Annotated in this window: 14 protein-coding genes; 10 read left to right on the top strand and 4 right to left on the bottom strand. The window is 53.1% G+C overall.

Annotated features, from left to right (window positions below; all coding sequences use genetic code 11):
• The first annotated feature begins 127 nt into the window (after positions 1–127).
• The 5 genes from B5F94_RS14745 (at position 128) to B5F94_RS14720 (ending at position 5936) form a co-directional block, all read left to right on the top strand.
• The gene (locus B5F94_RS14745) at positions 128–1735 is read left to right on the top strand and encodes a recombinase family protein (RefSeq protein ID WP_087331213.1); all 1608 of its coding nucleotides are present in this window, start codon (positions 128–130) and stop codon (positions 1733–1735) included.
• A gap of 21 nt (positions 1736–1756) precedes the next feature.
• The gene (locus tag B5F94_RS14740; RefSeq protein WP_242965693.1) at positions 1757–3283 is read left to right on the top strand and encodes a recombinase family protein; all 1527 of its coding nucleotides are present in this window, start codon (positions 1757–1759) and stop codon (positions 3281–3283) included.
• 23 nt (positions 3284–3306) lie between these two features.
• On the top strand, positions 3307–4053 hold the full coding sequence (locus B5F94_RS14735; protein WP_087331211.1) for a metallophosphoesterase family protein: 747 nt from the start codon (positions 3307–3309) through the stop codon (positions 4051–4053).
• Between the two features lie 569 nt (positions 4054–4622).
• Positions 4623–5102 carry a low molecular weight protein-tyrosine-phosphatase gene (locus B5F94_RS14725; RefSeq protein WP_087331209.1) on the top strand — a complete coding sequence of 160 codons (480 nt, stop codon included), beginning with the start codon at positions 4623–4625 and terminating at the stop codon, positions 5100–5102.
• Complete coding sequence (locus B5F94_RS14720) at positions 5103–5936, top strand: KilA-N domain-containing protein (protein WP_087331207.1); 834 nt, start codon at positions 5103–5105, stop codon at positions 5934–5936.
• 187 nt (positions 5937–6123) lie between these two features.
• Here B5F94_RS14720 and B5F94_RS14715 read toward each other — a convergent pair whose 3' ends face one another.
• From B5F94_RS14715 to B5F94_RS14705, 4 genes are all read right to left on the bottom strand, one after another.
• The gene (locus B5F94_RS14715; protein ID WP_087331205.1) at positions 6124–7332 is read right to left on the bottom strand and encodes a tyrosine-type recombinase/integrase; all 1209 of its coding nucleotides are present in this window, start codon (positions 7330–7332) and stop codon (positions 6124–6126) included.
• A gap of 514 nt (positions 7333–7846) precedes the next feature.
• Positions 7847–8428: a BRCT domain-containing protein gene (locus B5F94_RS16780; protein ID WP_204247507.1), complete on the bottom strand. Its 582-nt coding sequence runs from the start codon at positions 8426–8428 to the stop codon at positions 7847–7849.
• The gene (locus tag B5F94_RS16775) at positions 8395–8754 is read right to left on the bottom strand and encodes a hypothetical protein (protein ID WP_204247506.1); all 360 of its coding nucleotides are present in this window, start codon (positions 8752–8754) and stop codon (positions 8395–8397) included. The genes B5F94_RS16780 and B5F94_RS16775 overlap by 34 nt, the downstream gene beginning before the upstream one ends.
• A 355-nt stretch (positions 8755–9109) precedes the next feature.
• The gene (locus B5F94_RS14705) at positions 9110–9445 is read right to left on the bottom strand and encodes a helix-turn-helix domain-containing protein (protein WP_087331203.1); all 336 of its coding nucleotides are present in this window, start codon (positions 9443–9445) and stop codon (positions 9110–9112) included.
• 140 nt (positions 9446–9585) lie between these two features.
• Here B5F94_RS14705 and B5F94_RS14700 point away from each other — a divergent pair, with 140 nt between their 5' ends.
• The 5 genes from B5F94_RS14700 to B5F94_RS16770 form a co-directional block, all read left to right on the top strand.
• Complete coding sequence (locus B5F94_RS14700; RefSeq protein ID WP_087331201.1) at positions 9586–9813, top strand: hypothetical protein; 228 nt, start codon at positions 9586–9588, stop codon at positions 9811–9813.
• Between the two features lie 272 nt (positions 9814–10085).
• Positions 10086–10301 (top strand): helix-turn-helix transcriptional regulator, encoded by a 216-nt coding sequence (locus B5F94_RS14695; protein ID WP_087331199.1) that lies wholly within the window; start codon positions 10086–10088, stop codon positions 10299–10301.
• Positions 10302–10340: 39 nt separating this feature from the next.
• Positions 10341–10787, top strand: coding sequence for a helix-turn-helix domain-containing protein (locus B5F94_RS14690; RefSeq protein ID WP_087331197.1), 447 nt, complete (start codon positions 10341–10343; stop codon positions 10785–10787).
• 17 nt (positions 10788–10804) lie between these two features.
• Entirely contained in the window at positions 10805–11038 is a 234-nt protein-coding gene (locus B5F94_RS14685) for a helix-turn-helix transcriptional regulator (protein WP_087331195.1), read from the top strand.
• A gap of 134 nt (positions 11039–11172) precedes the next feature.
• Positions 11173–11783: helix-turn-helix domain-containing protein (locus B5F94_RS16770; RefSeq protein ID WP_204247505.1), on the top strand; the 611-nt coding region annotated here is incomplete at its 3' end.

Here is an 11783-nt window from a genome sequence, read left to right as displayed (position 1 = left end):
GGTCCTTGGAGGTGAGCATCAGGCCAAGACGCTCTCATTCTAACAGCTTTGGCAACGATGCGGAAAAAAACACGGCTGGCTGCCGTGCCTTGAACCGTAAATATATTGTAATAGGAGGTGAACTGACATGGCGGAAAAGCTGATGACCGACGGCAGCATGGCACTTCGAGAAAAGCAATACCGGGTCATCACCATCGAGGCAACCGAAAAGCCCCAAAACGCCAAATTGCGGGTTGCGGCATACGCCCGTGTCAGCTCCGCCTCTGATGACCAGCTCAACTCCTTCGCCGCCCAGAACCGTCACTACAGCGACCTGATCTCCAGCAAGGAAAACTGGAGAATGGTAGACATATACGCAGATGAGGGTATCACTGGGACATCGGCTGAAAAGCGTGAGGACTTCCAGCGGCTCCTGGCAGATTGCCGCAGAGGGCTGATCGACAGGGTGCTGGTAAAATCCATCTCCCGCTTTGCCCGCAATACCAAGGAATGCCTGGAAACCATCAGAGAGCTGAAATCGCTCGGTGTCGGCGTCTGCTTCGAGAAAGAGAACATTGACACTGCGACGATGTCCGGCGAAATGATGACTGCGCTCTTCGCATCCTTCGCCCAGGCCGAGAGCGAATCCATCTCTGGCAATATGAGGTGGGGCATTCAAAAACGAATGCAGGCCGGAACATATATACCCGCAAACTTGCCATACGGATATACTCTACAGGATCATTCCATACGCATTGTGGAGGAACAAGCTGTTATCGTACAACGGATATTCAAAGAGTATCTTTCCGGCAAAAGTACAGAGCGGATAGCATCTGACCTGCGAGAAGAAGGCATCCCGTGTAAATCTGGTGAAGTCGCTTGGGATTCAACTGCTATTCGATATATTATCTCGAATGAAAAGTACATTGGCGATTCTGTGTGGCAAAAATACTTCTCAACAGATACGCTTCCATATAAATGCCGGCTGAACCGAGGACAGAAGGTTTCTTACTACGCATACGGAACACACGAAGGAATCGTGCCAAAAGAAGATTTTGAGAAAGCAAATGCTTTGATGAAATCTCGTGCTCAGAAGATTACATTAACGAAAAACAGTCCGTATGCGTTTCGGAAAAAAATAGTATGCGGCGACTGCCAGTCACTATTTCGTCGCAAGGTTGTGCGCGGCATCACATACTGGGTATGCATAGGACACGATAAAAAGAGACATGGCCTCAAATGCGGCATTACACCAATTGCAGAAGATGAAATAACAAATGCTTTCATCCGCCTATACTATAAGCTCAAGCACCATGGCGAACCCATCCTCATGGGAATGACCACCTCGCTCCAAGCCATCCGCAACCGCCGGATGCTCTGGAGCCTGGATGTCATTGAACTTAACAAACAAATATCCGATCTTACCAGTCAGAATCAAATGTTGGCCACACTGAAACAACAGGGCCTCATTGATCCTGACATTTTTATAGCCCAGAGCAATGAGTTGACCGAGCAGTTCCGCGCTGTAAAGCTGAAAAAGGAGCGTCTTCTGGCCGTCGATGGCGACAACACCATCTCCCAAACAAGAGAGCTGATGGAAATCTTGGATGATGGCCCGGACTTCCTTGACAGCTTTGACGCAGAGCTGTTCGGTGAGCTCGTTGAAACAATCATCGTGGAAAGCAATGAGCGAATCCGCTTCCGCCTGAAAAACGGGCTGGAGCTGTCCGAAACCATAGAAAGGACGGTGCGCTGATGGGCAATCGGAAGCAGCCGTTTGGCTACAGGGTGGTTATGGGCGAAATTGCCCTCCATCCGCAGGAATCAAAGCTGGTACACCGACAAGATCATGACCAACCGGGAGTGGACCATGGCCGGGATCTTCGCTGATGAGGGCATCACAGGGACATCGGCTCGGAAGCGGCCCGAATTCCTGAAGATGATCCGGCTGTGCAAGCAGAAGAAGATCGACATCGTCCTGACCAAATCCATCTCCCGCTTCGCCAGAAATACGGTGGACTGCCTGAATTACATCCGGGCCCTGCGGGAATTGGGCATTGCGGTCATCTTCGAAAAGGAGAACATCAACACACTGGAAGCCGACAGCGAGATCCTCATCACCATGCTCGGCGCCTTCGCCCAGGCGGAAAGCGAGAGCATCAGCGCCAATGTCCGCTGGGGCAAGCGGCAGGCCATGCGCGAGGGAAAGACAATCATACAGTATAACCGGCTGTACGCCTATGAAAAAGGCGAGGACGGCAAGCCGAAAATCATCCAGGAGCAAGCAGATGTGGTTCGTTCGATCTATGACCAGTATTTGAGCGGAGCCAGCCTTCGGATGATCAAAGACAGGCTGGAAGCGGAGCAGATCTCCAATGTGAACGGTGGCTCCCAATGGACGATTACGGCGATCCGAAGCATCCTGACCAATGAGAAGTATTGCGGAGATGTCCTTCTCCAGAAGACCTACATCAGCGACTGCATCAGCCGCAAGGTCATCCGCAACACGGGGCAGTTCCCTATGTATCTGGTCCAGAACCATCACGAGGGCATCGTGGAGCGTAAAACCTTCGATGCGGTACAGGCAGAGATGGCGCGGCGCAGTGCCGGGAAAAGCCCTTCCAAAAAGAATGCCCCCACGGGGATGACATCCTATGCCAGCAAATACGCCTTGTCGGAGCGCCTTGTCTGCGGCGAATGCGGCACCCTGTACCGCCGCTGCACCTGGTCCAAGCAAGGCAGGAAGCGCATCGTGTGGCGCTGTGTCAGCCGGTTGGACTACGGCACCAAGTACTGCCACAACTCACCAACGCTGGACGAGGAACCGCTCCAGAAGGCAATCCTCGCCGCAATCAACTCCGTCATGAGTCAAAAGAGTACGCTGATCCGACAAATCACCTCCGCCATGGAAATGGAGCTGGCTCCGGTTCCCGGCGAGAGCATGAGTCTTGCCGATATTGAAAGGCGGCTGGGCGAGCTGAACGACCAGACCCGTGAGCTGGTGGCAGAATCCGCCCGAGCTGAGGATGCCACCGCCTGCACCGCCCAGCTGAGAGCTGTCATGAATGGGGCTGCCGTACTGAAAGAAAAGCGAGCCCTGATCGAAGAACAGCGTCAGAGCAACGCTCAGGCTGTACGGCGCATTGAAGATGCGGCTGCCGCGATGGCTCAGGCGTCCACCCACATCAGCGAATGGGATGAAGCTCTCATCCGACAGCTGGTGGATACGGTCAAGGTCAACTCAGCGGAGAAAATCACGGTGTTCCTCCGCGGCGGCGTTCAGGTGGAGCAGGATATGATATAATAAGCAAAAGAAGGTGAACCGAAATGATCTATGCAACCGGCGATACCCATGGCAACTTCCAGCGGTTCGCACCCGAACACTTCCCCGAGCAGGCCGGAATGACCAAGGAAGACTACATGATCATCTGCGGAGATTTTGGTGGCGTATGGGACGGGGGCAAGAAGGAGGAGCGGAACCTGGACTGGCTGGAGGATCTGCCCTTTACCACACTGTTCATCAGCGGCAACCACGAAAACTTCGACCTGCTGAGAAAATACCCGACAGAGGAATGGAACGGCGGAAAGATTCAGCGAATCCGGCCTCATGTGATCCACCTGATGCGCGGGCAGGTCTTTGACCTGCAAGGATACTCCTTCTTTACCATGGGCGGCGCCAGGAGCCATGATATCGAGGACGGCATCCTGAATCCCAAAGCCCCGGATTTTGAGGAACAGTATTGGGCCCTCCGAAGAATGGGCGCCCGCTTCCGGGTCAACCACCGGTCCTGGTGGAAGCAGGAGCTTCCCAGCAAGCCGGAGTATGAGGAAGCCCGGCGCAGTCTGGAGCGCATTCAATATGCGGCGGACTATGTGATCACCCACTGTGCCCCCAGCAGTATTGTGGACATACTGGGAGATGGCGGCTATGTTCACGACCACCTGACCGACTTCCTGGAAGAAGTCAAAGAGCGAGCCAGGTTCTATTATTGGCTGTTCGGACATTACCACGACAACAAAATCATCGACGACCGCTTCATCCTGCTCTGGGAGCAGATGGTACAAGTGGTGTAACAGGCCAAAGAGAAACGCAGGAGGGACCTCCTGTGCTTCTCTTTGGCCTGTTTCAAAATAAGGCAGGTTCTGCCGGAAAGGAGAAGCTATGAACATCCGCAAAAACATTGATTATTCCGCCATGTTTGCGGCTCTGGACGCTGCGCTGACCGCCGAGATGCCCCAGATGCAACTCTGCTGCGAACTGGGCCGCATCGTCTGTTCCCGGCCGGAGAAAGGCGCGGCAGTGGCCGCAGCTGAATATCTGCACAGCCGTTTCCCCGATGTTTCCGGCTTCTCCCCGCGCAACCTTCGCCGGATGCGGGAGTTCTATCGGATGTATGAGGACACCCCCGAGTTGCTGAAGCTGGCCATGGAGATCAGTTGGACCCAGAATGTAGTCATTCTGGAAGCAGACATGGAGCCGGAGGAGCGGCGCTGGTATCTTCGTGCCGCTGGTCGTTTCGGCTGGTCAAAGGTGGAACTCCAGAGAAAAATCGATTCTGACGCCCATCTGGAAATCCAACTCGACGAATCTGAGGTTCCGTGCTATACTGAGTGCGATAGTAATGAGTTAGAGTGTACGGAGCATGATCAGGATACTTTTTCTCTGCCACGGCAATATTTGCAGAAGCCCGATGGCCGAGTTCATCATGAAGGATCTGGTGAAGAAAGCCGGTCTGGAGCAGAGCATTCAAATCGAGTCGGCAGCTACCAGCACCGAGGAGATCGGCAATCCGGTCTATCCGCCAGCCCGCCGCAAGCTGTCCGAGCATGGCATCGACTGTTCCGGCAAACGAGCCCGGCAGCTTCTGAACAGCGATTACGAGAAGTACGACCTTCTGATTGGCATGGATCGGGCCAACCTGCGGAGTATGTACCGGATCTGCGGCGGCGATTTTGCCGACAAGATGCACCTGCTGATGGACTTTACCGACCGCCCCGGCGAGGTAGCCGATCCGTGGTACACCGACGATTTCGACACGACCTGGCGGGATGTGGAGGAAGGCTGCCGGGGGGTGTTGCACCATATCCAGTTGCAATCAGCTATTCATGGAGGTGATTCCTGAGTGAATAATAAATTGATCGTCCATGGGACAGAAATTGCGGTCACTACCATTGATGACAAGGATTATATCTCCCTGACTGATATGCTCAGGGCGAAAGACGGAGATTTTTTCATCTCCGACTGGCTGCGGAACAGAAACACGGTTGAATTCCTTGGGATATGGGAACAGATCCACAACCCGGATTTTAATTATGGCGAATTCGCCGCAATTAGAAGTCAGGCTGGTTTGAACAGCTACAAACTCAGCGTCAAAGAGTGGGTTGAAAAGACGCATGCAATTGGACTGCGGGCAAAGGCCGGAAGATATGGCGGTACATATGCCTACAAAGACATTGCCTTTGAGTTCGGTATGTGGATCAGCCCTGAGTTCAAAATCTATCTGATCAAGGAATTTGAACGACTCAAGGCCGAGGAAATGAAACAGCTTGGCTGGGACATCAAGCGAAATCTGGCCAAGATCAATTACCGCATCCACACGGACGCTATCAAGGAGAACCTGATCCCGCCGGAGCTTTCCGCAAAGCAGGTTTCCATGGTGTATGCCAGTGAAGCCGATGTGTTGAACATGGCTCTGTTCGGCATGACTGCAAAGCAGTGGCGGGACAGCCATCCCGATCTGAAAGGGAATATCCGTGACTACGCCAATGTCTCTCAGCTGGTCTGCCTGTCCAATCTGGAGAACCTGAATGCGGTGTTCATCAATGAGGGGATGTCTCAGGCCGAACGGCTGACAAAACTCAATGCCATCGCTATAAGCCAGATGGAGATCCTGACTCAAGATCACCGCATCGAAGCTCTGGAGGCTCATAGCGGAGAACTGTCTCCCAGAGAGTAAAATAATATACTGGACGCTTGCGAACGGGCGAAGGCCGTGGCATCTATAGTGTTGCGATGTTCCAAGTAAACAAGCAGAAAAGCCTTGAGCCGCAATGGTTCAAGGCTTTTTTGTATTTGCACATACTATGTCAGAATACGCACAGGCCGCCAGATGTTTGGGGGTAAAATAAGGGGGTATTCTTGCTTTAGGGGGTACTGGCAGGGGGGACACTTTGGGTGGAGTGGAATGCCGTACAGACATCGTCAAAGAGATCTTCCGGACGATTATCCACAACATGGGCATAAATGTTGAGGGTCATCTGTACATTGGCATGACCGGCCAGGTACTGAATCTTTTTGATATCCAGACCTGAAGCGCACAGGTTGGTGATATAGGTGTGCCGGAGCTGGTGCGGAGTGCAGTGGAAGTCGAGGGAGCAGACTATGGCATGGTTGGTGATCTTTTCCCCCAGGGTCCGCTGCACCGGCATATTGTGGCCTTTCTCCCGGTCCCAGCGGTAGCTGATACCGGCGGTGCGGTTCTCCACGATCTCCCACAGGCGGCGGAAGGACTGGCGGCTGCGGGAGCCGCCCTCTGAGTTGGGCACCACATAATCATAGGGGTTTTGAATGCGCCACGACTGGAGGCAGTGGAGCAGGGGCGGCGGCAGCGGGATTTTCCGCTTGGCCGCCTTGGTTTTGAGCGTGGAGGTGACGACGGCGCTGTTTGACACATGGGTACAGGTGCGCTCCACGGAGAGATGAGGCGCCGGGCCTGAGAGGGCCACACAGTCCCACTGGAGGCCCAGGATCTCCTCTTTCCGCAGACCGGCATACAATCCCAGCATGACAAATGGAAAGGCTGCTGTGCCTTCCACAGCCTTGATGAGGGCGGCTTGCTGTCCTTCGGAAAGGGGAGTCTTTTCTATGGCCTTTTTCCCTCCGGCGCGAACGTGCTCGGCGGGAGAGGTGCGCAGCTTTCCCTCCCGGACGGCAGCGGCAAATAACTGCTTGAGGGTGCTGGTGATCTTACCGTGCAGGGAGCTGCTGATATCTGCTTTGCTGGCCATAAAGAGATCTATGTCCGCTGTGGAGATCTCCCGCAGCCGCTTGTTGCCATCCAGGCCGGGGAGTATATGGTTATTGATGGCGTTTCTGTAGTCGCTTTTTCTGGCCTCAGACAGGCCGGGAAGCCGCCTGGCGCACCACTGGATGGCGTACTCGGCCAAGGTGGGGTTTTCGGCGTCATAGCCGTACTCCTCAATGTCGCGGCGCAGCTCTGCTACCTTCCTGCGGAGCGTGGCTTTGTCCTTGGCATAGAGGTCCTTTTTGCGCCCGTCGGGGAGCGTGATCCGCTTGCGATATTGTTGCCGCTTTTCGTCATAATAAAATTCGGGAAGGTTGCGTTTTGGCATGACTTCCTCCTTTCGTAAAGATGAAGTGATACAAATGTTCGACTTTTGGCGTTTTGAGAAGCCGCCCGTCTGGGCGGCTTATTTTATATTCCATTAACCCCTGGCACACTTCCTATCGTGGTAAACTGAGCAAGGGACTCTGGCATAGTAGAAGGGATGTAAGTGCTACCGTTGCAGTTGTTATCGTAGTGATGCCGCTGGATATGTCCTTTCAATCGCAAGCGGTACCCATCTCCCACGGTTTTTATGAGACAGATAGACTATTTTGCAATGCTCATCCATTCAATGCGTTGTTAATCATATCAACAATTCCGTTGTAGTATTCCAACGACCTGAATATGTAAAACAGCAGAATTGCAACAAAAATCAGAATAACGACCAGCAAAGCAATGCGGGTATTGCGCTTGGCCTCCAACTTTGGATCAGTATGCCGACCGCAGCCAGGGCATTTTTTTGCCTTTGTACTTTGTACCGCAGGCAGGACACTTCATCGTAATCTCCTCATTCCTCATAATTAGTTTTGGATATCCATGTCATCAACTGCGTCCCAGAAGTCAGTCTCATTGACGATCACGATCCCGGCACCCTCTTTGCGGAGGTTGACTGCCTGCTCGATCTTACGCCCATAGCAGGCATAAGCCCAGCAGGGATTTCCGGCATTACCAACCACAAGATAGTCGGTCTTGGCGGATACAGAAGTACGCACCTTTCCGCCCAGCTGGACAACGGTGTCCGCAATCTCGGCGCGTTTTGCCCTGTAGAATTCTCCGGTAAAGCAGAAGGACTTATCCTGGAAGGTGATCTCAGGGCAGACAGCACAGATGCCGCCAATGCTGTAGGTTTCCCGGAGTTTGGAAAAGTCCTTTTCGGACAGATTGTAGGAGGTTGTGAAGTCGATCACATCACCAAACAATGCCATCAGAGCTTCCCGCTCCTGCTGGGTGATCTTTTTGTCCTCCAGCACCACATGGAGCAGACTGTTGATCTCATCGAAGGGGTAGGTGCCGGCAAGGAACTCATTGACATCAATCCATGCTTTCAGGGTCATGATCTCCTGGTCGCTCAGTTCGCCGTCTGCCAGCAGGCCGTGGAGCATTCCGGCCAGGAACTGGATGGAGGAGCATAATAGGCGTTGTTGTCTACAAAGTTATTGCAGAGCCACAAAATATCCTTCGCTTCCTCTTCCGTTACCACCCCATCCTCGGTGGCCCGTTCTACCACAGGCAGAATTTCAGAGAAAGGATGGCGGTCACGGAATTCAGCGTGAATCTCACACCAATGGACCAGCTCTGTGACCTCCTTAGAGCCGACCTCCATATCGGAGTTGATGCCTGCCACCAGGCCCCGCAGTGTATTAACGGCTTTGTGCAGCTCCGCGGGTTTTGTAAAGCGGCGGTAGTCCTCTAAATCTTTTGTAGGCATAACGTCCATCTCCTTTAGTGCCTGACTTGGCGATAAAATATTTTTCAATAGATTTTCCTGCTAGGTGTACCAGAACGTACAACAAACAGGCCTGCTTCACCCATGAGTAGAGGACCCTTTTATTTTGCCACTTGATACTTGTTGAAAAATGTCGACTCAATACGTATAAGAGCATATGAGAGGCAACTCAGACGAATTTAAGAAAATTCCTTCGGTGTATTGCTATAATCAAACGTATGTTCTACAATGGCGATAAAGGGGGCAGTGCTTATGAGCGAAAATGAACTCAGGCTATTGTCGATCATCCGGAAAAGTAAAGATCCGGCGGCTGTGCTGGTTGCCGCCATGGAGGCAGTCACAGCTTGTCTGCGGCAGCCTGAACCATGCGGAGCACCATCTCCTGCTGATCCGGCGTCAGCTGCCGGAACAGCGCCATAAGTGCCTGCTCCCCCTCAGAGAGTCCATCGTCTTGTACGGTGGGCTCTTTTTTTTCGCCCAGCAAGTCGCTGGTGGTGACGCCAAGATACTCAGCCAGCATTTGGACTTTCTCGATTGATGGCATACTGCCCCGTCGCTCGATCTGATTTATCAGATCTTTTCCAGCGCCGCTTTCTTTGCAGGCTACGGTAGGTTTAACACCTTTCCTATCACAATAAAGTTTGATGTTTTGCACAAATCCTTTGACATCCAAGGGGCATCGCTCCTCTATAAAAAGAATCTGTAATATAAGACGAATAATCTGAAAATGACGAAAACCGGTTGACAATCTGAAATTGAAGAATTATGATTGTCTCAGAGTAAACAAACAGTAAACAGAAAAGGGAAACAGACATGAAAGTTGTAGTAGAACTGGAGAACGGCAAAACAGTAGAGTTTAGGCATATCCAGGGCATTGATGACAGCGATACTGCTTTGCTTCTGTTCAGCAATAGATATTTAACAGGTAATCACACCACCCAAATGGAAAATGAGCTGAGCAGCCGTATCGGACGGCGGTGCATTATTTTGCCGCCCTTTATCACAAATGTGATGGGAGTGACCTCAGGACCGGAACAGTGACACCACAAGTAAAAGCAGAGAAAGACGGTGAGATATGATGAATGGAACACAAATATTCTGCGTATCTCTTCTTGCTGTTCTGTACGGGATCTGTATTCCGACCTATAAATACGTCAATCCCAAGGGATTTAAATTATATCTCCTTTGGCTGGTGTTCATCGGTGTGTTGTGGCTGGCGCTTATATTTGGTACGGATATCTGCGGCTAATGTTTACCTATTGTGAATCATAGCACATAACCAGAAAAAGGACAACCTGAAAGGGGGAGAAAAGGTGATCCTCAAAGAATTGCGGGAATCCCGGGGGATGACACAGCAGGATGTGGCCGACGCGATCCATGTGACCAGGGGCGCTGTTTGTCAGTGGGAAAATGGCGCCCGGCTTCCGGGCCTGGCCACGGCGCTCATGCTGGCGGACTTGTTCCAGGTATCTTTGGACACCCTTATGGGCCGTGGATCTCCCGATGAGATCGAGCGGGACGCCAGTTGATTCTGATAACCATTTTAACCCAATTAGGAGGAGATAACCATGCCGCAGAACAAGCGGAATATATACAAAATCGCCCGTGAAGCAAAAGGGTTGACCCAGGAAGCGGCTGCGGAGAAATTGGGTATCTCAGACAGCAGCATCCGGGCCTATGAGACAGGCCAACGCATTCCGCCGCCTGAGGTGGTAGATCTGATGGTTATTGCGTATGACAGCCAGTTGCTGGGTATTCAGCATATTAGGGCCAGCGCGGAGATGGCGCGGTCCATCGTGCCGGATGTGCAGGAGCTGCGGCTTCCGGAGGCCATCATGGAATTGCTGGACCGGGTCTATGGGTTTGTGGATGCCCACCGGGACCGGGAACTGCTGCGAATCGGAAAGGACGGTATCATCGATAACGATGAGCGCCCTACCTTTGACAGCATCGTGGAGGAGCTGGGCCAGATCGTAGAGGCGGCTATGGCTGTCCGCTATGCAAAGCAGGGCTGACGAAAGGAGAGATTGATATGACGTTATTGACCAAGCAGGAAGTAGCGCAGCGCCTGGGGTGCAGCATCCGCACGGTGGACAGGCTGATGCAGACGGGAGACCTGCCCTATTTCCGGCCCAGTCCCCATATTGTCCGCTTTGACGAGCGGGATGTGGAGGCCCATCTGGCGAAATGTCGGGTCCATGTGCAGCCGAAGGCCGAGCCTACATACCGCCGCTTTACCTATGTGCCGGGGCAGAAGGTGGTCTGAGATGCGGAACAGGCAAAAAGAGAGGCCCCCCTGTCTGTGGGCGCAGACAGAGAGGCCAAACGATGGTTTCGTGCATGAAAACCACTATTATGATACCACAAATGGCCGGATTTTACAAGGGGAGGTGATGAGAAATGGCTGACGGCGTGATTCGTGTCCAGCGCAGCGGCGGGTACACCGTCCTGCCCAATGGCATTCTGCGGGATACCGGACTGTCCCTCAAGACCAAAGGGCTGTTTGCCATCATTCTCTCCCTGCCGGAGGACTGGGACTACAGCGTGGCCGGGCTGGCCACAGTGGCCGGCTGCGGCCGGGATGCCATCCGCTCCGCTCTGGGGGAGATGGAGCAGGCAGGCTATCTGATCCGCACCCGCTCCCATGGAGAGGGCGGCAAGTTCACCGGCGTGATCTACAACATCCGGGACCAGGCTGAGCCATTGTCGGGAAAACCGACGACGGTTGAACCAACATTGGAAAAACCGTCGTCGGAAAATCCGACGCAATTAAATAAAGATATATCAAATAAAGACTTAATAAACCCCCATAGTCCCCCAGAGGGGGACGGGCCCCAGCGGAAAAAACGGCAGCGTAGGCTCAAGTCGGTTCCCACCTGGAAGCCGGAGCGATTTGAGGCCTTCTGGGACTACTACCCAAGAGGGGAGGACCGGATGGGGGCCGTGGAGGAGTGGGACAAGCTCCAGCCGGATGACGCCCTCATCGACCGGATGGCCCGGGCGCTGGCCCG

Origin of the sequence: Flavonifractor sp. An4 (genome assembly GCF_002161755.1) — a bacterium.
Taxonomy (GTDB): domain Bacteria; phylum Bacillota; class Clostridia; order Oscillospirales; family Oscillospiraceae; genus Flavonifractor; species Flavonifractor avicola.
This window is presented reverse-complemented; position numbering and strand designations above follow the sequence as displayed.